General features: G+C 69.8%; 27 protein-coding genes. 9 read left to right on the top strand and 18 right to left on the bottom strand.

The window, feature by feature from the left end; translation table 11 throughout:
• Window positions 1-9: 9 nt before the first annotated feature.
• The 9 genes from ptlA to KV557_RS36730 all read right to left on the bottom strand — a co-directional run bounded on the left by ptlA (window position 10) and on the right by KV557_RS36730 (window position 9824).
• Window positions 10-1026: a pentalenene synthase gene (gene ptlA, locus KV557_RS36770; RefSeq protein ID WP_218205949.1), complete on the bottom strand. Its 1017-nt coding sequence runs from the start codon at window positions 1024-1026 to the stop codon at window positions 10-12.
• 125 nt (window positions 1027-1151) lie between these two features.
• Entirely contained in the window at window positions 1152-2195 is a 1044-nt protein-coding gene (locus KV557_RS36765) for a polyprenyl synthetase family protein (protein ID WP_218205948.1), read from the bottom strand.
• Window positions 2192-3091 carry a neopentalenolactone/pentalenolactone F synthase gene (ptlD, locus tag KV557_RS36760; protein WP_218205947.1) on the bottom strand — a complete coding sequence of 300 codons (900 nt, stop codon included), beginning with the start codon at window positions 3089-3091 and terminating at the stop codon, window positions 2192-2194. The genes KV557_RS36765 and ptlD overlap by 4 nt, the downstream gene beginning before the upstream one ends.
• 34 nt (window positions 3092-3125) lie before the next feature.
• Complete coding sequence (ptlE, locus tag KV557_RS36755; RefSeq protein ID WP_308130253.1) at window positions 3126-4880, bottom strand: neopentalenolactone/pentalenolactone D synthase; 1755 nt, start codon at window positions 4878-4880, stop codon at window positions 3126-3128.
• Window positions 4881-4897: 17 nt separating this feature from the next.
• Window positions 4898-5698: a 1-deoxy-11-beta-hydroxypentalenate dehydrogenase gene (gene ptlF / locus KV557_RS36750; protein ID WP_308130252.1), complete on the bottom strand. Its 801-nt coding sequence runs from the start codon at window positions 5696-5698 to the stop codon at window positions 4898-4900.
• Between the two features lie 127 nt (window positions 5699-5825).
• Entirely contained in the window at window positions 5826-7280 is a 1455-nt protein-coding gene (locus tag KV557_RS36745) for an MFS transporter (protein WP_218205944.1), read from the bottom strand.
• 59 nt (window positions 7281-7339) lie between these two features.
• A complete protein-coding gene (gene ptlH, locus KV557_RS36740) occupies window positions 7340-8191 on the bottom strand; it encodes a 1-deoxypentalenic acid 11-beta-hydroxylase (RefSeq protein WP_218205943.1) in 852 nt (283 codons plus the stop codon).
• Between the two features lie 68 nt (window positions 8192-8259).
• Window positions 8260-9456 (bottom strand): pentalenolactone synthase, encoded by a 1197-nt coding sequence (gene penM / locus KV557_RS36735; protein ID WP_218205942.1) that lies wholly within the window; start codon window positions 9454-9456, stop codon window positions 8260-8262.
• 173 nt (window positions 9457-9629) lie between these two features.
• Window positions 9630-9824: a dihydroxyacetone kinase subunit DhaK gene (locus KV557_RS36730; protein WP_218205941.1), complete on the bottom strand. Its 195-nt coding sequence runs from the start codon at window positions 9822-9824 to the stop codon at window positions 9630-9632.
• A gap of 297 nt (window positions 9825-10121) precedes the next feature.
• On the opposite strand from KV557_RS36730, the gene KV557_RS36725 reads away from it, so the two are divergent.
• From KV557_RS36725 to dhaL, 3 genes are all read left to right on the top strand, one after another.
• Entirely contained in the window at window positions 10122-11078 is a 957-nt protein-coding gene (locus KV557_RS36725; protein WP_218205960.1) for a GlxA family transcriptional regulator, read from the top strand.
• A 128-nt stretch (window positions 11079-11206) separates the two neighbouring features.
• A complete protein-coding gene (gene gap / locus KV557_RS36720) occupies window positions 11207-12205 on the top strand; it encodes a type I glyceraldehyde-3-phosphate dehydrogenase (protein WP_218205959.1) in 999 nt (332 codons plus the stop codon).
• 119 nt (window positions 12206-12324) lie between these two features.
• Window positions 12325-12951 carry a dihydroxyacetone kinase subunit DhaL gene (gene dhaL / locus KV557_RS36715; RefSeq protein ID WP_218205940.1) on the top strand — a complete coding sequence of 209 codons (627 nt, stop codon included), beginning with the start codon at window positions 12325-12327 and terminating at the stop codon, window positions 12949-12951.
• Between the two features lie 137 nt (window positions 12952-13088).
• Here the strand turns inward: dhaL and KV557_RS44655 are convergent, their stop codons facing one another.
• From KV557_RS44655 to KV557_RS36700, 4 genes are all read right to left on the bottom strand, one after another.
• Window positions 13089-13865: an IclR family transcriptional regulator gene (locus KV557_RS44655; RefSeq protein ID WP_218205939.1), complete on the bottom strand. Its 777-nt coding sequence runs from the start codon at window positions 13863-13865 to the stop codon at window positions 13089-13091.
• A 165-nt stretch (window positions 13866-14030) separates the two neighbouring features.
• The gene (locus tag KV557_RS43540; protein WP_256178490.1) at window positions 14031-14165 is read right to left on the bottom strand and encodes a hypothetical protein; all 135 of its coding nucleotides are present in this window, start codon (window positions 14163-14165) and stop codon (window positions 14031-14033) included.
• Entirely contained in the window at window positions 14155-14556 is a 402-nt protein-coding gene (locus KV557_RS36705; RefSeq protein WP_308130251.1) for an integrase core domain-containing protein, read from the bottom strand. The genes KV557_RS43540 and KV557_RS36705 overlap by 11 nt, the downstream gene beginning before the upstream one ends.
• Window positions 14557-14670: 114 nt before the next feature.
• Window positions 14671-15333, bottom strand: a complete 663-nt coding sequence (locus KV557_RS36700) for a response regulator transcription factor (protein WP_218205938.1) — start codon at window positions 15331-15333, stop codon at window positions 14671-14673.
• 1109 nt (window positions 15334-16442) lie between these two features.
• Between KV557_RS36700 and KV557_RS36695 the strand changes: the two genes are divergently transcribed.
• From KV557_RS36695 to KV557_RS36675, 5 genes are all read left to right on the top strand, one after another.
• Entirely contained in the window at window positions 16443-17315 is an 873-nt protein-coding gene (locus KV557_RS36695) for an SIS domain-containing protein (protein WP_218205937.1), read from the top strand.
• Window positions 17312-18244 carry an ROK family protein gene (locus KV557_RS36690; protein WP_308130250.1) on the top strand — a complete coding sequence of 311 codons (933 nt, stop codon included), beginning with the start codon at window positions 17312-17314 and terminating at the stop codon, window positions 18242-18244. Before KV557_RS36695 ends, KV557_RS36690 begins: the two co-directional genes overlap by 4 nt.
• On the top strand, window positions 18241-19173 hold the full coding sequence (locus KV557_RS36685; RefSeq protein ID WP_218205936.1) for a 1-phosphofructokinase family hexose kinase: 933 nt from the start codon (window positions 18241-18243) through the stop codon (window positions 19171-19173). Before KV557_RS36690 ends, KV557_RS36685 begins: the two co-directional genes overlap by 4 nt.
• Window positions 19164-20012, top strand: a complete 849-nt coding sequence (locus KV557_RS36680) for a class II fructose-bisphosphate aldolase (protein ID WP_218205935.1) — start codon at window positions 19164-19166, stop codon at window positions 20010-20012. The genes KV557_RS36685 and KV557_RS36680 overlap by 10 nt, the downstream gene beginning before the upstream one ends.
• 146 nt (window positions 20013-20158) lie before the next feature.
• A complete protein-coding gene (locus tag KV557_RS36675; protein ID WP_218205934.1) occupies window positions 20159-20917 on the top strand; it encodes a DeoR/GlpR family DNA-binding transcription regulator in 759 nt (252 codons plus the stop codon).
• A 133-nt stretch (window positions 20918-21050) separates the two neighbouring features.
• On the opposite strand, the gene KV557_RS36670 is transcribed toward KV557_RS36675, so the two are convergent.
• Both KV557_RS36670 and KV557_RS36665 read right to left on the bottom strand, forming a co-directional pair.
• The gene (locus tag KV557_RS36670) at window positions 21051-21497 is read right to left on the bottom strand and encodes a hypothetical protein (protein ID WP_218205933.1); all 447 of its coding nucleotides are present in this window, start codon (window positions 21495-21497) and stop codon (window positions 21051-21053) included.
• Between the two features lie 125 nt (window positions 21498-21622).
• Window positions 21623-21937, bottom strand: coding sequence for a hypothetical protein (locus KV557_RS36665; protein ID WP_256178489.1), 315 nt, complete (start codon window positions 21935-21937; stop codon window positions 21623-21625).
• On the opposite strand from KV557_RS36665, the gene KV557_RS36660 reads away from it, so the two are divergent.
• The gene (locus KV557_RS36660) at window positions 21915-22886 is read left to right on the top strand and encodes a hypothetical protein (RefSeq protein WP_308130249.1); all 972 of its coding nucleotides are present in this window, start codon (window positions 21915-21917) and stop codon (window positions 22884-22886) included. The two genes, KV557_RS36665 and KV557_RS36660, sit on opposite strands and share 23 nt — an antisense overlap.
• On the opposite strand, the gene KV557_RS36655 is transcribed toward KV557_RS36660, so the two are convergent.
• From KV557_RS36655 to KV557_RS36645, 3 genes are all read right to left on the bottom strand, one after another.
• Complete coding sequence (locus tag KV557_RS36655; protein ID WP_218205930.1) at window positions 22841-23257, bottom strand: DUF5959 family protein; 417 nt, start codon at window positions 23255-23257, stop codon at window positions 22841-22843. The genes KV557_RS36660 and KV557_RS36655 overlap by 46 nt on opposite strands.
• 95 nt (window positions 23258-23352) lie before the next feature.
• Window positions 23353-23703, bottom strand: coding sequence for a hypothetical protein (locus KV557_RS36650; protein ID WP_218205929.1), 351 nt, complete (start codon window positions 23701-23703; stop codon window positions 23353-23355).
• A gap of 285 nt (window positions 23704-23988) precedes the next feature.
• Window positions 23989-24519, bottom strand: a complete 531-nt coding sequence (locus KV557_RS36645; protein ID WP_256178487.1) for a tyrosine-type recombinase/integrase — start codon at window positions 24517-24519, stop codon at window positions 23989-23991.
• Window positions 24520-24722 lie beyond the last annotated feature (203 nt).

The following is a 24722-nucleotide window of genomic DNA, read 5'->3' as shown; positions in this document are numbered from 1 at the left end:
GGGTGTGTGTTACTGGTGTGCGGTGCTGCCGAGCTCCTCCAGGTAGCCCTGGGCACCGGCGGCGAGCGCGAACTCGGCGTCGTAGCGGCCCGAGGAGCGGTGCCAGTCGTAGGAACCGCGGATCACGGTGCGCACGGCGTCGTTGCGGTAGCGCTCCAGGGCCTCGCGCTCGGCCTCGTCGAGCCGGTAGATGTCGCTGACCTGCGGCAGGCAGGACTCCAGCAGGAGGTACTGCTCCAGGCGGGCGCGCACCTCGCCCTGGATGTGGGCGACACTGCGGTCCTTGGACCAGCCGTGCTCCCGGCGCAGGATCATGACCATGTTGTTCTGCTCGCCGCGGGCCTCTTCCTTCTCCAGCGAGGCGATGTCGTTGAGCAGCAGATTGACGTCGACGGCGATCTGGAGCATCGCGGAGAGCACGGTGCTGTCGAAGACCCGGTGCGGCACCTCGAAGCGGCCCGCGCGCTCGGCGAGGTCGACCGTCGGCTGCACCCCGATGGTCTGTCGGCGCACGGCCAGGTACTGGGCCGCGGAGTTGTACGGCGTGTCCCAGAAGCGGCTCTCCGCCTCGTCGACGTAGCCGTCGAAGTAGCTGCGCCAATGCCGGGCACTGCGCGCGCACCAGGTGGGTGTCATGCCCTCGCTGGTGCGCCGCCAGATGTCGGCGAAGCCGTGGGCGATGGGGGGCGCGGTGTCGGGGAGGGGGCCGTCCAGCGCCGCCGCGACCGCGTCGGTGAGCTGTTTGGTCTCCTCCGGGTTCTCGCCGCGCGGCCCGTCGAAGAGGTCGTCGAAGAGGAAGAACCACGACATCAGGTCGACGCCCAGGTCCAGGTCGGCGCCGGTGGCGTGCGGGTAGAAGCGGGAGGCCAGGTCGGCGTAGCCGCCGCGCAGATGACGGGTCGCCGCCGCCTCGGACTTGATCAGCCCGAGCGACCGCGGCCAGGCGAGCTGCTCGGCGTCGGCCCGCGCGTGATCCGGGCTCTGCCGGCCCGGCAGGGGTATGTGGAAGTCGACGTCCTGGGGCATGAGGGAATCCTTGGGAGTGGGTTGCGGAGGGGCAGCGGGCATGGTGGTGCCCTGGCGGGGGTGCTGCGCTGATCGGCGAGTCAGAAGTCAGAAAGGGGCATACGGGTACGGGGGCCGGCCCGGTCTCAGACCTCGCGGTCGACGACGAACCGCCCGAGCGCGAGGAGTTCGTCCCGCGCGCCGGCGTCCAGCTCGACACCGCGCAGCGCGTCCTCGGCCAGCGCCATCCGCCGGGCGGCCTCGGCCAGCGCCCAGTCCCGGCCGCCGGCGCCCTCGATCAGGCCGGCCACGCGCCGCAGTTCCTCCTCGTCGGGTTCGCCGGGGGTGGTGAGCCAGGCGGCCAGCTCGTCGCTGAGCGGGCCGTCCTGGTTCAGTGCGTGGCTCACCGGCAGGGACTTCTTACGGGAGCGCAGATCGGAGTGGACCGATTTGCCGGTGACGGCCGGGTCGCCCCAGATGCCGAGAACGTCGTCGACGAGCTGGAAGGCGACGCCGACCTGGTCGCCGTAGAGCGCCAGCGCGTCCACCGTCGCCCCCGGTGCCCCGGCGAGGACGGCGCCGATCGCGGCGCTCGCCGACAGCAGCGCGCCGGTCTTGCCAGCGGCCATGTCGACGCACTCCTCGACCGTGACGTGCGAGCGCTGTTCGAAGGACAGGTCCTGGACCTGGCCGCGGATCAGATGCCGGGTGGTGCGCGCCAGCAGCCGGGCGGCGGGAACCACCGTCGGCAGCCCGGTGTCCAGCAGCACCTCCTGGGCGAGCGCCAGCATCGCGTCACCGGTCAGGATGGCGCTGGAGGGACCCCACAGCTTCCACACCGTGCGCCGGTGGCGGCGCTCCTCGTCGCCGTCCATCAGATCGTCGTGCACCAGGGAGAAGTTGTGCACGAGCTCCACGGCGACGGCGCCGGGCAGGGCGACCTCCGGCGGTGCGCCGACCGCCTCGGCCGACAGCAGCGCGAGCGCCGGCCGTACGGCCTTGCCGGCGTCGGCGCTGGTGGGCGCGCCGTCGGCGGTGATCCAGCCGAAGTGGTAGGCCGCCTGGTGACGTGAGCGGTGGTCGAGCCGGTCGACGGCGGCGCGCAGCGCCGGGGTGATCGTGGCCCGGCTGTGGCTGAGGCAGGCGGGAGCAGCGCGCCTTTCGACTACTCGATCGCTTCGCTCGCTCATGCGGCGACCTCCGCGCGCCAGGGGGCGGCCGGGTCGTCGAAGATGCTGACGACCTGGCGCATGATGCGCCGTTCGGCCGGGTCGAAGGCCTGCTTGGCGTGGACGGTGCCGAGCTGGTCCCACATGACGATGTCCCCGGGCTGCCAGGTGTGGGCGTAGGTGTACTGGGGCTTGCCGGCGTGCGACAGCAGTTCGTCGAGCAGCTTGCGGCTGTCGTCGGGGGTGAGGTCCACGATCCGCTTGGTGTTCAGGGTGCTGATGTAGACCGACTGGCGGCCGGTGCGCGGATTGCGGGCGATCAGCGGGTGGATGGTGGAGGTGCCGTCCTCGGGCTGGATCTGTCCGGTGCTCTCGCCGAGGGACACCTCGCCCTGGAGCTCCTCCTCAATGGTCTCCTCGTACCCGCTGCGCAGGGCGTGGCGGACCCGGTAGGAGTGCAGGTGCCGGCGCTCTTCGGGCGACAGCGACTCGTACAGGGCGTACATGTCGGTGAAGAGGGTCTCCCCGCCGCCGGAGGACGGCACTTCCACGGCCTCCAGGAAGCCGACCTGGGAGACGTGGGGGCGGAAGGAGTAGTCGGTGTGCCAGCCCATCCACTCGGCATCGCCGACGCCGATCTTGCGGCCGTCCTCCACCAGGTTGGAGACGATCAGGATCTCGTTGTGGTCGGGGTGGGCGCCGCTGGTCAGGCCGGTCTTCGGGATGTACCCGAAGCGGTGGCCGAAGGCCAGGAACTCCTCGTAGGAGGGGGTCTCGTGGCCGCGGAAGACGAGTACGAGATGCGCGTCGAGCGCCGCCCAGATCTCCTCGAACTGGGTCTTGTCCATGTCGCCGGTGACATGGGCGCCGTGCACGACGGCGCCGAGAGCAGCGCCGGATATCGGCGTTACGTCCATGGGCGTTGCCGCCTTTCGCAGAAGGGTGGGGTGGTCAGCGCAGTTCGAGGCCGGCGAGGTCGCCCGCCTCGCGCCAGCGCCTGAGGATGTTCACGAACTCCACCGAGCCGCCGCCGTAGCTGGAGTTGAGCAGGGGCAGTCCGCTCGGGTTGCCCTCGTTGTTGTAGAGGCCGGGCGTGCAGTTCTCGAGGAAGTCGATGTCGTTGGTGGCGAGCCGGAGGATCTCCGCGACCCATTCCTTCTCGCCGGCCTCGGAGGCCTCCACCACCTGGTGGCCGCGCTCCTCGACGCACTTGACGATGTGCGCGAGGTGCCGGGTCTGCTCGCCCAGCATGTAGGCGATGTTGACGTGCCGGCCGGCCTGGACCTTGGACAGGATGAAACAGTTGGGGAAGCCGTTCACCTGGAGTCCGTGCAGGGTGTGCGCCCCGTCCGCCCACTTCTGGGACAGCTTCACGCCGTCGCGGCCGACGATGTCGTAGCCGGCGCGGTCGGTGTACGGGACGGCGAACTCGTGCTCGTAGCCGGTGGCGAAGACAAGGCAGTCGACCGGGTACTCCCGGCCGTTCGCGACCACCCCGGCCGGGGTGAGCCGCTCCACGCCCTGCCCCTGGGTGTCGACCAGGGTCACATTGGGGCGGTTGAAGGTCTGGAGGTAGCCGTCGTGGAAGCAGGGCCGCTTGCAGTACACGCGATAGTACGGCTTGAGGGCGGCGGCGGTCTCGGGGTCGGTGACGACGCTGTCGATGCGGGCGCGCAGCTCCTCCATCTTGAGGAAGTCCGCCCGCTCGGCCGCGAGCGCCCGCTCCTTCGGGTCGCCCCCGGTGTCGCCGGTGGGCAGGATCGCGGCGGCCAGCTTGGCCGTGGTCTGGGTCCAGCGGTCCTGGACCAGGTCCTCGTCCTGCGGGATGCCGGAGGTCAGCGCGTGGAAGTTCTCCATCCGGCGCTGCTGCCAGCCCGGTTCGAGGCTGTCCGTCCAGTCGGGCGGGGTGGGCCGGTTGCCGCGGACGTCGACCGCGGCCGGGGTGCGCTGGAAGAGGACGAGCTGCTCGGCCCACTCGGCGAGGTGCGGGGCGAGCTGGATGGTCGTCGAGCCGGTGCCGATGACGCCGACCTTCTTGTCCTTCAGCTTGGTCAGGCCGCCGGTGCTGTCGCCGCCGGTGTAGTCGAAGTCCCAGCGGCTGGTGTGGAAGGAGTGCCCGGCGAACGTCTCCAGGCCCGGCAGCCCGGGGAGTTTGGGTCGGTGCATCAGACCGATCGACATGGCCACGTACCGGGCCCGGATCAGATCCCCGCGGTCGGTGCTCACCAGCCATTTCCCGGCGGCCTCGTCCCAGCGCAGCTCGGTGACGGTGGTTTGGAAGAGGGCGTCGCGGTAGAGGTCGTACTTGTGAGCGATCTGTTGGAGGTGGGCGAAGATCTCGGGCCCGGTGGAGTACTTCTCGGTAGGTGTCGTGCCGATCTCTTCGAGCAGCGGCATGTAGATGTAGCTCTCGACGTCGCACCGGACGCCGGGGAAGCGGTTCCAGTACCAGGTGCCGCCGACGTCGCCGGCCTCGTCGATCAGCCGGATGCGCTCCAGGCCGGTCTCCTTGCGCAGCTGGGCGCCGGTCAGCAGGCCGCCGATGCCGGCGCCGACGACGGCGACGTCCACCTCGTCGGTGAGCGGCTGGCGCTCCTGCCGCTCGGTGTAGGGGTCTCGCGCGTAGCGGCTGAAGTCACCGCGCGCGAACTGGTAGGTGCGACCGACGCTGCGCCTGTCGCGTTCCTGCCGGTATTTCTCCCTCACCGCTTCCAGGTCGATGGTCAGTGTTTCATCGCTACGGTCGTCGCTTTCGGCGCGGGCCACAGCTCCTCCTCGGGGGAAGGGGGCGGAAGGGAAACATGACGCCATACGTCGTCGAACTGGTCGCGCAGCCGCAGCGGGGCGTCGGAGTTGCTGAAGAGATAGAAGCGGTCGGAGCCGAGGGCCTCCCACACGAGTTGGGCGACGTCCTCGGCGCTCACCGAGGTGTCGCCGCCCGCACCGCGCGGGGCCGTCAGGCCTTGGACCATGGGGGTGTCGACCCGGCCGGGACACAGCACCGACACCCGGACCCCAGTGCCCCGCAGATCGGCGCGCAGACTGCGGGCGACCGCGAGGTCGGCGTGCTTGGAGGCGGCGTAGGCGGCGCTGCCGGCGCCGACGACGAAGGCGGACATCGAGGCGGTGTGGATCAGATGGGCGGGCCGGCCGCGCTCCAGCAGCCGGGGGACGAAGGCGCGGGTAACCAGGACGTGCGCCCAGTGGTTCACCTCGAAGACCTGCCGCATCCGCTCCAGCGGCGCCTCCCACAGGGGCTGTCCCACGGGGCCGAGGACCCCGGCGTTGTTGCACACCACGTCGATGTTGCAGAGCCGGTCGAATGCCGTGTCTGCGAGCCGTTCGACGGCGTCCGGGTCGGTCAGGTCGGCGGTTACCGCGGTGACCTGAGCACCCTGTGCGGTGAGTTCGGCGGCCCGGCGGTGCAGTGCGTCGCCTTCGACGTCCGCCATGACCACGCCGGCGCCGGCCCGTGCGAAGCGGGCGCTGAGGGCGAGGCCGATGCCGCTGGCCGCGCCGGTCACCACGGCTGTCCTTGTCTGTAACTGCACTTGGCTGTCTCCGCTACTGCGCGCGGGTACGCCGAAGGACGGCGCACCATTGCCAACGAGAAGGTCCGGATCGGATCGCGCCGTTCGAGGGGCGCGGGTGTCAGCTGGGGTCGGGGAGCTTCAGGCTGATCACGAGAACGGTCACCGAGAAACACACCAACAGGGCGAGAACGAGCACGGTCGCCGACGCCGTCGACAGCCAACCGGCCAGGGAGAGATAGAGGGTTCCGCCGCCGGTCGCGCCCAGCGCGGTCGCCATCTGCTGGCTGGTCACCAGCACACCGCTGCCCATGCCGGCCTGCGCGGGGGGTACGTCGGCGAGGATCGTCCGGAACAGCGTCGGGCCGATCAGCGCCGCGCCTGCGCCGAAGAAGGCGATCCCGACGAGCACGAGCGCCAGGGAGGGATGCGGCCACCCCAGCCGGATCACCAGCGCCAGCAGCAGCAGGCCCGCGCCCTGGACGACGGCGCCCAGGGTGACGATCCGGCCGCCCAGGGCCGCCGCGATCCTCGGGGTGTACATCGCCACCACGAAGAACGCCACGGCGAACGGCGACAGCACCGCGCCGGAGGCGAGCCCGTCGAAGCCGAAGTGACCCTGCGCGATGAGCGCGTAGACGAACAGGAAGGCGCCGAAGCCGGCCGAGAACGGCACCACCGCCGCCAACCCCCTGCGCATCCCCGGACGGGACAGCACCGCCGGGGACAGCAGCGGTGAGCCGCCCCGCGCCTCCAGCCCGCGTTCGGCCCGCACCAGCGCCAGCGCCCCCACCGCGGCGACCGCGAGCAGCGACCACAGCCACAGCGGCCAGCCCAGGTCGGGGCCCGCCACGACCACGGCCAGGACACAGACCATGGTGACACCGAACAGCACGGTGCCCACCGGGTCGAAGCCTGGCTTCGCGTCGGCCCTGGTCGCGGGGACGCGCCGGACGGCCAGCAACGCTGCCGCTCCGATCGGCACATTGATCGCGAAGACCGACCGCCAGCCGATCCCGGCGACGTCCAGCGAGACCAGCAGCCCGCCCAGGATCTGCCCGATGACCATGCCGAGGGCCGCGGTCACGCCGTACATGCCGATCGCACGGGCGCGAGCCCGGCCCTCGGTGGCCGCCTGGATCGTCGCCAGCACCTGGGGTACGAGCATGGCGGCGGCGGCGCCCTGCAGCAGCCGGGCCCCGACGAGGAACTCGACGGTCGGGGCGAGTCCGCACAGCGCCGAGGTGACGGTGAACGCCGCGAGCCCGTAGGCGTACAGGCGCCGTCTGCCGAACGCGTCGCCCAGCCGTCCGCCGAGCACCAGGCCGAGGGCGTAGGTCAGGCCGTAGCCGGACACCACCAACTCCAGTGCGGCGGGGCCGCCGTGGAGATCGTGACTGATCGAGGTCAGCGCCACATTGACGATGGAGGCGTCCACGATGGACAGGGCGTATCCGGTGAGCACCACCACGAGGGCGAGGCCACTGAGCCCCGCGGCGGCCGGCTCCGTGCCGACCGAGGGCTCTGGTGTCGCGTTGGGGTCCTTCAGAGGGGGGAGGCCCTCGCGGTTCGTCATGCGCTGCCTACCCAGGCGTTTGTGGGGGACGGTTGAGGCGGGTGCCGGGGGCAACACCGTCACTCGGTGGTGGTGGGGGTGCCGGTGATCTTCGACAGGATTCCCTTGGAGGTGTCCTTCGCGGACTCCGGCCAGGGGGTCAGGGAGTTGAACCCGCGGTGCGAGGAGGCGGGCTGGATCCGGGTGTCCATCGACATCCGCATGCCGGCCGGGTCCACCGAGACGTTCGGGATGGACTTGTGACAGGTGAAGGCGTGGAAGATGATCACGTCGCCCGGTTCCATGGGCGAGAACAGCAGCTGCTCGTCCGCGCCGAACTCCTCCGCCGGGATACCGCGCACGGCGTGGCCGAAGCGGCGGAAGTTCTCGGTGACGACGTGCTCGCGCGGGCCCTTCTTGTGGCTGCCGTCGGCGACGGCGACGCCGCCTGTGCCGCGGGTCGTCGCGAGCAGCGGCATCCAGGCGGTGCGGAAGTCCTTGTTCGGGCCGATGTAGAAGCCGTCCTGGTGCAGCGGCGTCAGGAAGCTCGGCTCCGCGGAGCCCGCGGCGGAGGGGTAGTAGCGGATCGTCGTCGACTTGAAAACGAAGACGGGCTCGCCGAAGACCTTCTCCCAGACCTTGAGGGTCGAGGGGTGGTTCCACAGGTCGTCGTACTTGACGTAGTCGTGCATCGCCACCTCGTCGACCGCCTCGAAGGACTCGATGGTGAGGGTGTCGAGCGTGGTGCCGGGGGCGGCGTGGCCGAGTGCGATCAGGCCCTCGAGCATCTGCTCGGCGGCGGTCCGCACGAGTTCACGGTCCAGAGCGCCGCGCAGATAGAGATAGCCGTGCTCGTCGTAGAACCGGTCGAGGGCCTCACGGTCGTCGAGAAGAGGCGTGCAGTCGACGTAGTCGCTGAAAGTGTCCGTCATGGTTCCTTGTCCTCGTGATGTCTGTGCGTGGGGGAAGGAGCGTCAAACATCCGGTCGCGCAATGCCACTCAGAAGGTGACGGGGAGTTCGTCGAACCCGCCGGTGATCCGGTGCTCCTGCCAGCGCAGCGACTCCTCGGGTACCGCGAGTCGCAGGTTGGGCAGTTTGCGGAACAGCCGCTCGAACACCGCGGTCAGCTCGATCCGGGCCAGCGTGCGGCCGATGCAGTGCCGGATGCCGTGCCCGAATGCCATGTGCGTCTTGGGCTTGTGCCGGGTCAGGTCGAACAGGTCGCTGTCGGGGAACACCCGGCCGTCGATGTTGGCCGCGCCGATGGCCAGCTTCACCGCGTCTCCGGCTCGGATCACCGTCTCGCCGACGGTGATGTCGCTGTGCGCGTAGCGGGGTATCAGCGCGTTGGATCCCTTGCCGCCGACGCCCAGGCGCAGGATCTCCTCGACCGCGGCCGGCGCGAGTGCGGGATTCTCGGCCAGCAGGGCACGCTGGGCCGGATTGCGCAGCAGCAGCAGGGTGCCCAGGTCGATCCGAACAATGGTGGTCTCGTAGCCGAACAACAGCACAGCGCAGCCCAATTGGGCAATGTACTCGTCGGACAGTGCGCCGCCGTCCTCGGCGATCAGCTCGGACAGGATGTCGTCGCCCGGCTCGGTCCGCTTGCGCACCACCAGTTCCGTGATGTAGTCGACAACCTTTTGAAAGGTGTTCGCCGAGTGTTGGTCGTCGCTCTGGTCGAATGTGCCTCTCGCCCACTGCCCGAACCGCTCCCGGTCGGCCAGTGGAACGCCGAGCAGATCGCAGACCACCATGGTCGGCAACGGAAACGACAGCGCGCGGTGCAGGTCGACCGGCGCGGGGCCGGCGGCCAACTCGTCGAGCAGGTCGTCCACGTGGTGCTCGATCCGGGTCTGCATCAGGCGCATCCGGCGCGTGGAGAACCGGGGCACGAGCAGCGCGCGCATCTGCGGATGCTTGGTGGCCTCGGTGTCGTAGTCGTCCCCGGCCATCAGCGCCATCATGGTGCCCCTGGCCGTGTTCTCGGCCGACTCCTGTGGGTTGGGATTGCTGAGACCGAGTCGGCGGTCGGCGAGTAGTGCCCTCACCTCGTCGTAGCGGGTGACCAGCCAGGCATCCTCACCGGCGGTCCGCACCCTGGTGATCGGCCCCTCCTGCTGCAGCGCGCGCATCCGGGGCGCGATGCCGAGTATGGCTGGGTTGTCGAACGGTAGCCTCGGAAGTTCCTTCATATGGAGATCCACAGGTGAGTGGGACATCGTTCTCCTAACGGAATTTGGCTGTACACCAGGGGGCGCGGACGATCAGGCCGCCCCGACTTGCGCACCGATGCCTCGATCAGCGCCGTGCCGTCCTCACCGACCCGGTCGCGCGCCGGGTGCCGGGGTCTGACCCATGGCGTCAGTCAGGGCTGACAGAATCCGACATGCGCGGGCTCATGCCCGGCGCCGCCACCGGAGACGACCGCCACGTCCATCGTGCGCGTCCTCCTGACGGCCACCGCTTCACCGTCAAGGACCTCAGCCTCGGGGTTGCCGAGGACGAGCCCCTCCATCATCTCCGGTACCACGTTGCGAACGTCGTTGATCAGCTCTTTCACGCCCGAAGTCCCCCTCCTCCACGCTGAGCCGCACACCTCGGCAATGCTAGATCGACAGAACAGCTTTCCGCAATGCTGAACAAGAGTCCGAAATGGAAGGGTGTCGTTCAGCTCTTGCTCGCACGGGACCTCACGGAACGGCGGACGTGGTGGACCTGATCGTTGATCATGTACGGAAGCAACCTTGGGAGTTCGGGTCCGCTCGGCGGTCAGGGACGAACGCGTGGCCCCGCCCCCAGCGACCATGCACCACCGTGCCCAACACGGACGAGGGAGAAGAGAGCTCACATGCACCACATCGCGGCCTCCCCGCTCCGACGCGTCGCCGTCCTGGTCCTGGCCGGCGCAAAGCCACTTGACGTCGGCATTCCTGCGCAGGTGTTCACGACGCGCCCGAGCATGCCGTGCGAGGTGCGCGTCTGCGGCGCGGCCCCCGGCCTGGTCACCGGCGGGGACGGGCTGGCCTACGCCGTCTCCCACGGTCTCGAGGCGCTGGCGTGGGCCGACCTTGTCTTCGTCCCCGGCTACCGGTTCCCGGACCGCGAGGATCCACCACAAGCCATCCTCGACGCCCTGATCGCCGCCCACGATCGGGGCGCCCGCCTCGCCGCCATCTCGACCGGCGCCTTCGCCCTCGCCGCCACGGGCCTGCTCAACGGCAAACGTGCGACGACGCACTGGCACTACACCCAGGCACTGGCGGCGAAGCACCCACAGGTACAGGTCGACGAGAACGTCCTGTTCGTCGACGAGGGCGATGCCCTGACCTCGGCCGGCGCCGCCTCCGGAATCGACCTGTGCCTGCACATCCTCCGCAGCGAATTCGGGGTCGCCGCGTCGAACCACACCGCCCGGCGCCTGGTCGCCGCCCCCTACCGCAGCGGAGGCCAGGCGCAGTACGTGCAGCGCAGCGTGCCCGAGCCCCACGGTGCGCGCTTCGCTGCGACCCGCGAGTGGGCCCTGCATCGGCTCGAAGAACCGCTCACCCTGCACCTGCTGGCCCGACACGCGGCCGTCTCGACTCGCACCTTCTCACGGCACTTCCTCAAGGAGACCGGGCACACGCCGATGCAGTGGGTGGTGCGCGCCCGCATCGACAGGGCTCGCGAGCTGCTCGAACAGTCAGAGTGCAGCATCGAGCAAATCGCCGCGATGGCCGGCCTCGGCACCGGGGCCAATCTGCGGCAGCACTTCCAACGCATCCTCGGCACGTCGCCCGCCGACTACCGGCGCACCTTCACCTGCGGCACCTGAGCCGGGTCCAGCCGACGGCGGGTGGGGGCGGCCGTCCCATGTCCCGATCCTTGCGCATCATGGCGATCAGGACGCTGGTAGGCGTGCGGAGTTCCTGCCAACCTCGAAGGCGAGACGAAGGGACACACATGACTCGCATTGCCATCAACGGATTCGGCCGCATCGGGCGTAACGTGCTGCGCGCCCTGCTCGAACGCGACAGCAGCCTCGAGGTTGTCGCTATCAACGACCTCACCGAACCCTCTGCCCTCGCGCGGCTACTCGCCTTCGACACGACGGCCGGCCGGCTCGGTCGGCCGGTGACGGTCGAGGGGAACCAGCTCGTCGTCGACGGCCGACGCATCACGGTGCTGGCCGAGCGCGAGCCGGCGCAACTGCCGTGGGGCGAGCTCGGCGTCGACATCGCGCTGGAGGCGACGGGCCGGTTCACCGCGGCCAAGGCCGCACGCGCCCACATCGACGCGGGCGCGAAGAAGGTGCTCGTCAGCGCACCGTCGGACGGTGCCGACGTCACGCTCGCGTTCGGGGTGAACACCAATGCTTACGACCCGGCCGTACACGCGATCGTGTCGAACGCCTCCTGCACCACCAACGCGCTCGCGCCGCTCGCCGCAGTGCTCGACGAACTCGCCGGCATCGAACACGGCTTCATGACCACGGTGCACGCGTACACGCAGGAGCAGAACCTGCAGGACGGCCCGCACCGGGACGCCCGCCGCGCCCGCGCCGCCGCCGTCAACATCGCACCGACAACGACCGGTGCGGCCAAGGCCATCGGCCACGTGCTGCCCAACCTCGACGGCAAGCTGTCGGGCGACTCCATCCGCGTCCCGGTCCCAGTGGGCTCACTGGTTGAGCTCAACACGACCGTCTCCCGCGACGTCACGCGCGAGGAGGTGCTTGCGGCCTACCGCGCGGCCGCGGAGGGCCCCTTGGCGGGCATCCTCGAGTACTCCGAGGACGAACTCGTGTCGTCGGACATCACCGGCAACCCCGCGTCGTCGATCTTCGACTCCTCCCTCACCCGTGTCGACGGCCGCCACATCAAGGTGGTCGGCTGGTACGACAACGAGTGGGGCTTCTCCAACCGCGTGGTCGACACGCTCCAGCTCCTCGCCGGGCGCTGAACCCGAGGAAGAGCTCTTCCGCGTTGCAGCCCTGCCTGGCAGGGCTGCAACGTCGGCACGTCAGGACCATAGTCGCGCGGCCACTCCTCCAGCGACCGTCACCCGAGAACGGAGACTCCGTGGACATCGACCTCGCCCGCACCTGGGTGCACGCCATCGCAACCGCCGTGGACAAACAGAAAGACCTCCTTACCCGGCTCGACTCGGCCATCGGCGACGCGGACCACGGCGTCAACATGCACCGCGGATTCACCGCCGCAGCGACCGCCGTGAGCGCTTTGGAGTCGGGCGCCGCCGGAGCGGTGCTCTTCGAAACGGGCAGCGCACTGCTCTCCAATGTCGGCGGAGCCTCGGGGCCGTTCTTCGGCAGAGCCTTCCGTGCGATCGGCCAGGTCCTCGACGTCCCTACCGCCACTCCGCAAGAGATGGCGGATGCGCTGGCTGCGGGGCTGGCCGCGGTCGCGGAGCTCGGCGCTGCCGCTCCGGGGGACAAGACCGTCATCGACGCCTGGGCACCGGCCCTGGATGCCTTCCGTCACCGCGCCGACACCGGAACCGACTTGGCCGCAGCCGCCCTCGCGGCGGCGGACGCGGCCGAGGAGGGAATGCGCGCCACCGTCCCGCTGCAGGCGCGCAAGGGGCGCGCCTCGTATCTCGGCACCCGCAGCATCGGCCACCAGGATCCAGGGGCCACCTCGGCCGCGCTCATCTTCCGGGCCCTGGCGGACACCGCAACCGCGCGCTGACCCGCACGCGTCCGGCGGTCGCGCGGCGACGGAGGAACTTTCGAGGCCGCCCACCGTTTGATCATTCATCATTGATGAACAGTGTTCCGAATGACGCTACCGTGTCACCACCCTGTCAAGAGAAGCGGCGCCACCCGTCAGGAATGGAGGTGGACAGAGCCGCCCCGGCGGGCACCCAGCTCCCGGGACAGATTGCGTGCGATCTCACGTACGGCGACCGCGAGATCCTGCCGCGCCGGGTCCGCGAGCAGGCGCTCGACCGGCCCGACTACCCCAATCGCACCCGCCACCTGGCCTGAGCGGTCGAAGACGGGAGCGGCGATAGCCCCGTCGCCGATCGTGGATTCCTGGTCCTCCACCGCGTAGCCGGCGCCGGCCGCCTCATCGAGCTGGCGGGCGAGCACGGCAGGGTCAGTGACACTGGCCCCGGTGAGCGCCGTCAGCTCGCCGAGCAGCAGCTCCTTTCGCAGCGCCGGGGAGGAGAAGGCGACGATCGCCTTGCCGAAGCAGCTGGCATTCCAGGGGATGGCCGCACCGACCTCGAGGATCTGCACCGCACCCTCGGGCCTGAAGGCGTGATGGACCACGAGGATCCGGTCACCGGTCAGGACGGACACCCACACCGCCTCCTTGGTGCGGGAGGCAAGGAGCTCGGCCCAGGTCAGCGAACGGCTGCGGAGCTCATGGGTGTCCAGGTAGGCGTTGCCGAAGGCCACCAGGTCGGGCCCGAGCCGGTACTTGGAGCCCTCCGAGTCGCGGGATACCAGCCCCTCCGACTCCAGTGTCCGCAGCAGCGCATGAACGGTGGGCTTGGCCACGCCCAAGCGGTCGGCCAGCTCTGTGACGCCCAGTCGCGGGCCGTCCGTGGCGAGCTCGCGCAAGATGCGGATCGCCCGCTGTACCGACTGAACCACAAGGTCTCCAATTTACCATTGCTGAACAATGTTCCGAAATGTAGCATCCCTGTTCGCGGGCGGCTCAGTTGGCATCGTATTGGTTTCACACAGCATCGAGCTCGCGGCTGGACTGCTCCAGCTCACCACACAAATCGGGCTCTTCTGCTGGACCTGTGGGTGTGATCATGCGAGTTGGCGTCGGGGCAGGGTGGGGCGGTTGCCGCCGAGGCAGAGCATGACGAGGGCGATGACGGCCTCCGCGCTGCGGAAGCCGATCCTGTGGGGCTCGGAAAGTCGTCGCTGCAGGTCAAGCCGCATAGCGGTACTCGTTGATGACGCCGCCGAGGATGTGGGTGCGCAGGAGTCGGCGGCCTTCGAGGTCATGCACGGTGATGGGCTGTTGGTCGGCGCCGGGAGGTAGTTGGTTGCGGGCCCGGTGGGGGCGGTGCTCGTTGTAGTGCCGCTCGTAGGCGGCCAGGACGTGCCGGGCGTGGGCCTCGTTCATGATGAGGACGTGGTCGAGGCCCTCACGCCAGATGCTGCCGATCACCCGCTCGCAGTGGGCGTTCATCCGAGGGGCCTGCGGTGCACTCTTGAGGATCTCCGTCTCCTCGCCCTCGAAGACGGCGTCGAAGGACTGGCCGTACTGCGCCCACTCAGGCCGGAGAGGGCCGTCGACGACGCCGGCCCGGGCATCCCACCCGAGCACTGACGAGGGCGAAGAGCACAGCGATGCGCCGTCGGAGTCGGCGGATCCGGCCTGCGGGGGTCGGCGGGACCCGGTGGCGCGAGCGGCGGATCCGGTCGAACGGGGCCGGGAGTCTCATGCCTTCGACTCCAGCCGGTATCCGACCCCGCGCACGGTGTGGATCAGCGGCGGATCGCCCAGCTTGCGGCGCAGTTGGGAGACCAGGACCTCGACGACGTTGGAGTTGGGCTCGGTCAGTTCGTCCCAGCAGCGTTCGATGAGTTCGGCGCGGCGCACCGCCTCGCCGGGCCGGGCGGCGAGCGTCTCCAGGATCGCGAACTCCTTGATGCTGAGGGTGAGGAGGACACCGTCGCGGTGTACCGTGCGTCTCGCCGAGCCGATCTCCAGGCTTCCGTAGCGAACCACCGGCGGTGTGGCGGTGGTCCGTCGGCACAGGTTGCGCACGCGGGCCACCAGTTCGGGGACGGCGAAGGGCTTGACCAGGTAGTCGTCGCCGCCGGTGGCGAAACCCTCGACCCGGTCGGCGACGGTGTCGCGGGCGATGAGGAAGAGCACCGGCACGGCCCAGCCCTCCGTCCTTGTCCGCCGCACGTAGTCCGCGGAGTCGCCGGCGGGCAGCATCCGGTCGAACACCAGGCAGTCGTAGTCGGTGACGAACATCGCCTCGTCGGCCGCGGGGAGGTCGGCGGCTTCGTCGACGGCCAGGCCGTTGCCGCGCAGTGCAGCGGCCACGGCGAACCGCAGATCATCGTCGTCCTCGACCACCAGAACTCGCATGCCGTCAGAATGGCCGCGCCTTGGGGCGGCACCGCCGGTAGTGGATGTGCGGCCGTGCACCTCACCGGTGCCCGGGGGGATTCGGTCCGCGTGAGGCGCACAGCCGCTCGCCGGCTCGTGGCCGCCGCCACGGCGACTGACCGGCGGTGTCGACGGCCGCCAACCCGTCCGTGGGGGACCGGGAAGGCACCGCCGCCGACGGCGAGGATCATCGCAGCATGAACCTGAGGATTCGGTGAGCTTCGCCGCGACCGCCGCCCGCCGGAACCACCGTGCCGGTGCGGTGACGCGCCTCTCCCGGCAGTAGTGCGTCGCGATCCGGTGGTGTCCCATCAACCCGGCGTGCCGGCAGGCCGGCTTCAGCGGCCCGGTATCCGGACTCCCCACCGTTTTGACCATGGTCCCCGCCGTCAGGAGCGTCGCCGGCACGACGACCAGCCATCCGGCCCGGCGGAGAAGCGTTCCGGCCTGGTTCGGCAGCCGGCGCCAGAGGAGGCGGATCTGCCGTCCGGCGGCGACCGAGGCGAGCGCGCGACGCTTCCGTACGGCCGGCGGCAGCAGGTGGACTGGTACCGGCCGGGCGCTCCCGACCAAAGTCTCCCGGTCGTTCCGTATGCACTCCTGCATGGCCATCTCCGTCCCGTGCCGTTCGTGAGCGGGAAGAGCCTGACCGGGAATGGCTGAGGATTCCGTGAGCGCCCGTCTGCGGGGCTGGACGTCGACGACCGGGAGCAGGCCGGATCGGCGGCCGGCTCCCGGCCATGGCGCGGCAGGCGGCGGTGGACCGTTCCACCGGTCGCGGCGACGGGCGACGGAGCCGTACGTCGGGGAGTGGTCGAAGGACCCGTCCGCCGATCGTCAGGAGTGGCCTGTCCGGCTTTGCCGGGCAACACCACACGGCGGCGCCGCCGACCACGGCCGGACGCATCGGATGGGCGTGCCCCGGACCTGAGGACGCGGACGTGAGGCAGATCAGGCATCGGCCTGCGTGTGCGATGCTGCACGAAGATGAGTTAGACATGCAAGAAGTTGCTCAAAGCGGCGAGATAAGACTATAAAGAGCGCAAGTTCGAGCATCTCGCTCCACGGCGCCCATTGGGAGGCCCGTCATGAGTCATGTCCTGCAGGAGATCGCCAGCCAGCCTGAGTGCTGGCGTCGGGTTGTGGAATCCGGCGCCGTCGGACTGCCCCGGGCCGGGGAGCGGGTGGCGGTGATCGGCTGCGGTACCTCGCTCTACATCGCCCAGGCCTATGCCGCATTGCGCGAGACGGCCGGACTGGGGGAGACCGACGCCTTCGCGGCCTCCGAGTACCCCGCCGGCCGCCGTTACGACCGTCTCCTCGCGATCACGCGCTCCGGCACCACCACAGAGGTGCTCGACGCCCTCGGCCGCGCCGAGGACCTGCCCACCGTCGCGATCACCGGTGACCGCACCACGCCGATCAGCGCGGCCGCGCAGTCCGTGGTGGACCTGGAATTCGCGGATGAGAAGTCGGTGGTGCAGACCCGGTTCGCCACCACCGTGCTCGCGCTCCTCCGCGGTCACCTCGGCCTGGCCCCCGCCGACCTGCCCGCCCAGGCCGAGCGGGCGCTGACCGAGCCGCTGCCCGAGGGTGCCACCGAGGTGAAGCAGCTCACCTTCCTCGGAGCCGGCTGGACGGTCGGCCTGGCCAACGAGGCAGCGCTCAAGCTCCGTGAGGCGTCCGGTAGTTGGACCGAGTCCTACCCCGCAATGGAGTACCGGCACGGCCCGATCAGCGTCACCGGGCCGGACAGCCTGGTCTGGTTCTTCGGCGAGCCCCCCACCGGTCTGGTGGACCAGGTACTGGCTACCGGCGCCCGGGTGTCGGTCAGCTCTCTGGATCCGATGGCCGACCTGATCCGTGCCCAGCGCCTCGCCGTCGAGCGTGCCGAGCTGGACGGCCTGGACCCCGACCGGCCGCACAACCTCACCCGCTCGATCGTGCTGGACCAGCCGTGACCGGATCCACCGGTGGTGGCGCCACGGTGATCGCCCTCGATGTGGGAGGGGCGTACATCACCGCCGGCGTCACGGCGGAGGGCGGATCACTGCGGTCCACCGAGCGCCGACCCACTCGGATCGACCGCGGCCCGGAAGCGGTGCTGGACACCGTCCTCGACTGCGCCGCCGACCTCGCCGAACGTTTCGGTCCGGCCGCGGCCGGCCTCACCGTCCCGGGGATCGTGGACGAGCGGACGGGCATGGCCGAGTTCGCTGCCGACCTCGGATGGTGCCGGTTGCCCGTCCGGCAGCGGCTCGCCGAGCGTCTGGGCATTCCGGTCGCACTCGGACACGACGTGCGATCGGGCGGCATGGCAGAGGCCCGGGCCGGCGCCGGCCGCGGCATCCACTACTTCCTGTACCTCACGGTCGGGTCCGGAATCAGGGCCACCGTGATGCTGGACGGGCAGGCGCTGACCGGTACGGGAGGGGGAGACGGCGAACTCGGGCACATCGTCGTCCGACCCGGCGGTGAACCCTGCGAGTGCGGTGGCCGCGGCTGCTTGGAGGCCTATGCCTCGGCCGCCGGGATCGGTCTCCGCTACGCGAAGGCCACCGGCGAGAACGGCGTCACCGCCAGGCTGGTGCAGGAACGTGCCGCCGGCGGCGACCAGGTGGCGGCCGAGATATGGGGCGAGGCCGTCGACACCCTTGCCGACGCCCTGTCCATCGCGGCCGGACTGCTCGACCCCGAGCGGGTGGTGATCGGAGGGGAGCCGACGCTGGTCGGCGACCGCTACTTCGTCCCGCTGCGGGCGGCGGTGGCCGAGCGTCTGTGCTACCGCCCCGCCCCGGCCATCGTCCCCGCCGAACTCGGTGACGACGCAGGCTGCCGGGGAGCGGCGATGCTCGCCCAGGACCTTCTGAGTCGGGAGGTCCTGCCGTGATCCTCACTGTGACGCTCAACGCGGCGCTGGACGTCACCTACCGCATCGACCGGTTGCGTCCGCAGGCGAGCAACCGGGTTCACTCGGTGACGCAGCGCGCCGGGGGCAAGGGCGTCAACGTGTCGCGCGTGCTCCACGCCCTCGGGGAGTCCACGACCGTGACCGGGCTGGCAGGCGGACCGACCGGCGAGGTGCTGCGCCATGAACTCGCCTCGGTGGGGCTGGCCGACGAGTTGGTGCCGATCGCGGGCGAGAGCCGGCGGACGGTGGCGGTCGTCGACGAACTGGCCGGGGACACCACGATCCTGCTCGAACCCGGGCCCGTGGTCCGCCCGGAGGAATGGGACCGCCTCCTGGACCGGCTCGACACGCTGCTGTCCGGGGCCATGGCGGTGGTGTTTTCCGGCAGTCTGCCCGAGGGAGTTCCGGCCGACGCCTATGCCGAGCTGGTCCGCCTGGCCCGCACCCACAGTGTGCCCGCGGTGGTGGACGCGGACGGACCGGCCCTGCGGGCGGCGTTGGCAGCGAAGCCGACGCTGGTCAAGCCCAATGCGGACGAACTGACGGCCGTGACGGGGCTGCGTGACCCCGTCGCCGCCGCCCAGTCGCTGTGCCGGGAGGGAGCTCGGTCCGTGGTGGGCTCGCTGGGCCCCGATGGCCTCATCGCCGTGACGGCGTACGGGAGTTGGCAGGCCCGGTTGCCCGACCGGCTGTCCGGCAACCCGACCGGCGCCGGGGACGCGGCCGTTGCCGCGCTCGCCCTCGGCCTGGTGGACGGGACGCCCTGGCCGGACCGGCTGGCCGAGGCCGTCGCGCTGTCCGCCGCCGCCGTCACCGCCCCCTTGGCCGGCGACTTCGACCCTGTCGTCCGCGCGCGCCTGCGTCCGCTCGTGGAGGTCCAACCCTTGAGGAGTCCGCAATGCCCTTGACCCCGACCGGTGCCATCATCCACGCGGCGGCCGCCGCGGCGCAGGGTGTCGGTGCGTTCAACGTCATCCAGCTCGAACACGCGGAGGCCATCGTCACGGGCGCCGAGGAGGCCGGCTGCCCGGTGATCCTCCAGCTCAGCGAGAACGCCGTCCGCTACCACGGCGCCCTGGCTCCGGTGGGCGCCGCGGTGCTCGCCGTCGCAAAGGCTGCCGGAGTGCCGGTCGCGGTCCACCTGGACCACGCGACCACGCCGGAGCTGGTCGAGGAGGCCGTCGAACTCGGCTTCACCTCCGTGATGTTCGACGCCTCCGTGCTGGAGTACGAGGAGAACGTCCGGGCCACGGCGGCGGTGGTGGCGCGCTGCCACGCGGCGGACGTCTGGGTGGAGGCGGAGCTCGGCGAGGTCGGTGGCAAGGACGGCGTGCACGCGCCGGGCGCCCGGACCGATCCCGGCGAGGCGGCCGCGTTCGTGGCGGTCACCGGCGTCGACGCGCTCGCGGTGGCCGTCGGCACATCGCACGCGATGACCACCCGCGATGCCGCGCTCGACTTCGACCTGATCGCCGAACTGCGCGCCGCCGTCCCGGTGCCGCTGGTGCTGCACGGCTCCTCCGGAGTGGCCGACGAGCACCTGACCCTCGCCGTCGAGCGCGGCATGACGAAGATCAACATTGCCACCCACCTCAACCAGGTCTTCACCGCTGCCGTCCGGCAGGCCCTCGCAGGGAACGGCGAACTGGTCGACACCCGCCGCTACCTCGGCCCCGGTCGCACCGCGACGGCCGCTGAGGTCGCCCGGCTGCTCCAGGTGCTGAAGGCCCCGGTGCTGACTGCATAGTCCTCGACCGGTTCATCTGCTCATTGCTGATCGATACGCAGCCATGGAGTCACCTTTGCTCACTATCGACCTGTCCTCTCTCCGGGCCATCCCGGTCGACCCCGTTGGTGAGCTGGTCGGGCGGGATCGAAAGCTACACTCCCGTCATGCTCAAAGCTGATCGTGCTGCCCGGATCCTGTCGCACATCGCCGAGGCGGGAAGCGCAGACGTACACGCGCTCTCCGGACTGCTCGGGGTGTCGAACGCGACGATCCGCCGAGACCTCCAGGAGCTGCACGACCAGGGCCTGCTCCAGCGCACGCGCGGCGGCGCGGTCACCGGGCCGGTGAACCTCGAACTGCCGCTACGGCACCGGAGTGAGCAGCGGCAGGCGGAGAAGCGGCGGATCGCCCGGGTTGCGGCCGAACTGGTCCCCGAGGGCGCGGTGGTCGGCCTGACGGGAGGCACCACGACCACCGAGTTGGCCCGCGTGCTGGCCGACCGCGCCGGGATCACCCTGGTCACCAACGCCGTGAACATCGCCGCCGAGCTGATCGTCCGTCCGGACGTCCGCCTGGTGGTCATCGGCGGCCTCGCCCGTTCCGCCAGCTACGAGCTGGTCGGTCCGGCGGCGGATCGCATGCTCACCCAGTACCACCTCGACGTCGCCTTCATCGGTGTGGACGGCCTGACCGCACAGGAGGGCTGCACCACCTACGACGAGATGGAGGCCCAGACCGACCGCGCTTTCCTGCGCAGCAGCCGGCGCTCGGTCGTCCTCGCCGACAGCACCAAGATCGGCAGGGTGACCTTCGCCTCGATCTGCGCGCTTTCCGAGGTCCACGACGTGGTCACGGACGATGGGATCTTCGCCGACCAGGAACGGGCCATCGCGGAGTGCGGTGTGCGGGTCAGCCGCGCCTGACGGAACGCATCCGGACGGTTGCACCCGCCTGGCGCGACCGCGCCGCCGAAGGTCGCGCGGGCTGGAACGGGCATCGGCACCGTTCCAGCCCACGGCCCGTCTCACTGGTCAGGTAGGAAGGTCCTGACGTCTGTCACAGGCCGTTCACGACGCTCCGCGCGACGCGCTTACGGCCTGTGCGTCCGCCGGCCAGGTGGAGTGCGTCCTCGACGAGTCTGACCTGCTCGCGCACGGCCTCGGCCCAGACCTGCTCGCGGATGTACGCATCGATGGTCTCGCTGTCGTTGGCGCGCTGCGGCGCTCCGAGCAGGGCCGTTCGGAAGGCCTTCAATCCCGCCTGCATGGCGAGGATCTCGGCATCCAAGCGGAGCCGGACCATGCAGGCCAGTGCCAGCGGATTGCGATGGAACACCTGCTCGTGACGCCAGCGTGCCGGAGCCAGATCGAACAGCCGGTCCTTCGCGGAGTGAAGGCGCCGGACAGCGCCGACTACAGCACCGTCATCGAGACCGGGGACGCCACTGCGCCGCGCACCGTGAACTTCACGGTCGCCTGCGGCCTGTCCACCGGCACTGTGCACGTGTGGGCCACCAGCCTGAACTCGACAGAGGCTCTCCCGGGCCCTCCTCGGCCGGGAATGTCCGGCTCTGCGCACGGGCGTGGGTTGGAACGGGGTGGCGGCCCCGCGCCGGCCCATGGCCCGGTTCAGTCGAGGCCGAGTACCGAGAGGGCGGTCGTCCAGTTGGTGGCAATGGCCCGCTGGGCGGGGACCAGGTCCACCCGGCGGTTGCAGACCGCACGGTAGAGCTTGTACTCGACCTTGTCCTTGTCGGCGGCGGTGAGGCCGTCGAGGCCGGTGCCGTAGCGCGGCTGCGGCCAGAGGTTGCCCGGGTCGGTGGGGTGGCCGCTCAAGGGCACCGGGCTCACCGACACCAGCGGCCGACCGCTGAGCGTCGCGCCGCACGACTTCCGCAGGGTCTTTACGACCGAGGCGATCATGAACGGGATGCCGCCCCACATCGCCCAGTTGATCTTGGGTCATCGCGATATCAACACCACGATGGGATACAAGGCGGTCTATCCCGAGGAGGCCATCAACGGCCACCGGGCGTTCATCGCTCGGCGCCGTGACCTGCGGCCCAGCGAAGAATACCGCAGTCCCACCGACGAGGAATGGGAGGAGTTCCTGGGCCACTTCGAGCACCGCAAGGTCGCGCTCGGCGACTGCGGACGCGCCTATGGGACCAGCTGTGTTCACGAGCACAGTTGCGTCAGGTGTCCCCTTCTTCGGGTTGATCCTGCCCAGCGCCTCCGTCTGGTGGACATCCGTGACAACCTCATCGCCCGCATCGCCGAGGCCCAACGCGAGGGCTGGGCCGGTGAAGCCGAAGGACTCAAGGTCAGCCTCGCCGCCGCGAACGCCAAGCTCGCCCAGGTCGACGGCACTATCGCCCGACGCGACACGGCCGTCGGCCTGGGAATGCCCACCTTCCCCGAGATCGCCGGCCGCGAAGCCACCCCCCGACATGACCTCGCCCACCACCCTCACCGCAGCACTCCGCCATCACGCCGAGGGCTCCTACTGCCTGGCCGCCGCCGCGGACCTGCTGATTTCCCAGCACTGGCTGCATCGCGGGGACTTCACCGATCGCTTCATCACCGTCGGCCCCGCGGCCTTCGACGACAGGACTGTAGCCTGCGTCGACTGGCCGGCTGCGATCCATGCCCTCGACACCGGCGACCTCCCCTGTTCCGGGGGCGAGCAACGGATGCTCAGGCTCACCGCCGGCCTGGCGGACGGCATCCCCGTCGATCTCCGAGAGACCCCCACCGGCATCGACAGCACCAACGTCCAACTGCTGGTCAGAGCTGTGCTCCACGCATCCGGACGTCGACCGGCGTCCAGCAGGTACTGCTCCTGCGTCAGGGATTCCACGCGGCCATCAGATCGCGCAGACGTCTCCGATGAACGGCAATCCAGTCCTCCGGCAGATCCATCGGCACACGGACGGTGACCATGGAGATCATGTCGTCTTCCACCACCACTTCCGGACAGTCGCGTTCGCCGGTGAGCTGGATGAAGATGGACGGCCCTCTCTCCACGGCCATCCACGCGATGTCCTCACCTGCGTCAAGGCTGTCGAGGGCGCGGCCCCAGGCTTCCAGCCTCGATCGCCACAGGGAGAGGTCGAGGCGACCACTCACGAAGGGCGTCTTGACGACGATCTCAGCCGCAAGGCCATGAGCCACACTCGGGTGTTGCCCAAGAACCCTGATGCTGACCCTGTTTCCCTCATCATCAGCCAGCAGCACAAGATCAGTAGGAGTCATTCCGGCCATAGCGCCCCCTGGTGTCGAGGACTGGATCTTTACGCACTCGCCGCCATCGACGCCAACTCATTCCGCCCGGCCAAGGGTCCAAGCCGCTCATTTTGCTAGTTCAGAGAAGGGATCCATGGCCGGTAGGTCCGCCGCTTGCCGGCCTTCCACGCGGTCTTCGCCGCGTTCACCGCCCGCCGGGTCGAGCGCGCGCTGCCCGGGTAGCCCATCTTCACGAGCTTGTCGTGGACCACGTCGGCGCGGATCGTCGCCTTCGACTGCTCGACCCACTCCTCGATCTTCTCCAGGTACGCGTCGATCATCTTCGGCCGCGGCTCGCGTTCGTGCGGGTTGCGCCCGCTGGCGCGGGCCTCGACATACCGCTTGACCGTCTTCGGGTCGTGCCCTGTCAGGGTGGCCGCCGACCAGACCGTGGCGGTCAGGCCGTACGCCTCAAGGATTTCCATGATCTCTCTGTCAGACTTTGTCACAGGACCTCTTCGACCAGTTCGCTGATGCTCGCAAACACCAGCAAACCGGACGAAGGGGTCTCCTTCAGATAAGGAAGCGATCAGGAACACCGCAGGCCGGACGGCCATCCACCTGGATTTCTGGTGGCCATCAGCCGGGACTCAACTGGCCGCACACCTGGAGATTGCCACGTCCGCCGACACGGGGCGTCAAGAACGTGAGGCGGGGCCGCCTCCGGTGGGTGCGGATTCTCACCGGATCAGTCCCACAGCCCAGCGTGTTCAGGCCGCCAGGCCGAGATCGAGGAGCTGGGCGGCTCGACTGATGGAGCCGGGCATGAGGTGGCGGTAGGTCGTGAAGGTGACGTCGACGCTGCGGTGGCCCATCCATTCCGCCACGTCGGTGATCGGTATGCCGTTACTCAGGCAGTTCGACGCGAAGAAGTGGCGGAGCCCGTAGAGCACCATCCCTTCGGGGATGTCGGCCTGGCCGGATTTCTTGATCCTCCGCCACTGACTGTCGATGACGTGGTGCGGAATGGCCTGGGTGATGTCCTTGGGATTGCGCAGGAGGTAGCCGTCCACGGTTCCGTACGTATCGGCGTACCACTCGATGGAGTGTTTGGTGCGGGCTGGCAGTGGTACGTCGCGGTACTCACCGACCTTGCGGTGCTTCAGGCGGGCGTAGGCCTTGGTGGCCTGGTTGACCTGTTCGGTGACCCGGTAGACGTCGTCGGCGACGATGTTGTTGATGTTCACGGCATAGGCTTCGCCGTTGCGCAGGCCGCAGCCGCTCATGAGGTCGGTGACCAAGCGGAAGGCGTCGTCGCCGGCGGTCCGGTACGGGGTCGGCCGCGTATGCCGGGGCGGTGGCGCCCGCGATCAGCGTGGTCGCGGCGGCGAGTGCGGCACCCAGGGCGGGGAGCCGGCGGGTGCTGGTGGGTCTGGTGGTACCGGTGGGGCTGGCGGAGCGGGAAGTGCTGAACATGAACACTCCTCTGGTCCGGTGCTGTTGG

Origin of the sequence: Kitasatospora aureofaciens (genome assembly GCF_019192735.1) — a bacterium.
In the GTDB taxonomy this organism is placed as follows: domain Bacteria; phylum Actinomycetota; class Actinomycetes; order Streptomycetales; family Streptomycetaceae; genus Kitasatospora; species Kitasatospora aureofaciens_A.
Note: the sequence above shows the minus strand (reverse complement) of the source record. Positions and strands in the feature narration are given on the sequence as shown.

What these genes read in the sequence shown, in the direction of transcription:
- ptlA (WP_218205949.1), bottom strand. Translation starts at nt 1,026, where the DNA reads ATGCCCCAGGACGTCGACTTCCACATACCCCTGCCGGGCCGGCAGAGC.
- KV557_RS36765 (WP_218205948.1), bottom strand. Translation starts at nt 2,195, where the DNA reads ATGAGCGAGCGAAGCGATCGAGTAGTCGAAAGGCGCGCTGCTCCCGCC.
- ptlD (WP_218205947.1), bottom strand. Translation starts at nt 3,091, where the DNA reads ATGGACGTAACGCCGATATCCGGCGCTGCTCTCGGCGCCGTCGTGCAC.
- KV557_RS36745 (WP_218205944.1), bottom strand. Translation starts at nt 7,280, where the DNA reads ATGACGAACCGCGAGGGCCTCCCCCCTCTGAAGGACCCCAACGCGACA.
- ptlH (WP_218205943.1), bottom strand. Translation starts at nt 8,191, where the DNA reads ATGACGGACACTTTCAGCGACTACGTCGACTGCACGCCTCTTCTCGAC.
- penM (WP_218205942.1), bottom strand. Translation starts at nt 9,456, where the DNA reads ATGAAGGAACTTCCGAGGCTACCGTTCGACAACCCAGCCATACTCGGC.
- gap (WP_218205959.1), top strand. Translation starts at nt 11,207, where the DNA reads ATGACTCGCATTGCCATCAACGGATTCGGCCGCATCGGGCGTAACGTG.
- KV557_RS43540 (WP_256178490.1), bottom strand. Translation starts at nt 14,165, where the DNA reads ATGCGGCTTGACCTGCAGCGACGACTTTCCGAGCCCCACAGGATCGGC.
- KV557_RS36700 (WP_218205938.1), bottom strand. Translation starts at nt 15,333, where the DNA reads ATGCGAGTTCTGGTGGTCGAGGACGACGATGATCTGCGGTTCGCCGTG.
- KV557_RS36695 (WP_218205937.1), top strand. Translation starts at nt 16,443, where the DNA reads ATGAGTCATGTCCTGCAGGAGATCGCCAGCCAGCCTGAGTGCTGGCGT.
- KV557_RS36680 (WP_218205935.1), top strand. Translation starts at nt 19,164, where the DNA reads ATGCCCTTGACCCCGACCGGTGCCATCATCCACGCGGCGGCCGCCGCG.
- KV557_RS36675 (WP_218205934.1), top strand. Translation starts at nt 20,159, where the DNA reads ATGCTCAAAGCTGATCGTGCTGCCCGGATCCTGTCGCACATCGCCGAG.
- KV557_RS36660 (WP_308130249.1), top strand. Translation starts at nt 21,915, where the DNA reads ATGAACGGGATGCCGCCCCACATCGCCCAGTTGATCTTGGGTCATCGC.
- KV557_RS36665 (WP_256178489.1), bottom strand. Translation starts at nt 21,937, where the DNA reads ATGTGGGGCGGCATCCCGTTCATGATCGCCTCGGTCGTAAAGACCCTG.
- KV557_RS36655 (WP_218205930.1), bottom strand. Translation starts at nt 23,257, where the DNA reads ATGGCCGGAATGACTCCTACTGATCTTGTGCTGCTGGCTGATGATGAG.
- KV557_RS36650 (WP_218205929.1), bottom strand. Translation starts at nt 23,703, where the DNA reads ATGGAAATCCTTGAGGCGTACGGCCTGACCGCCACGGTCTGGTCGGCG.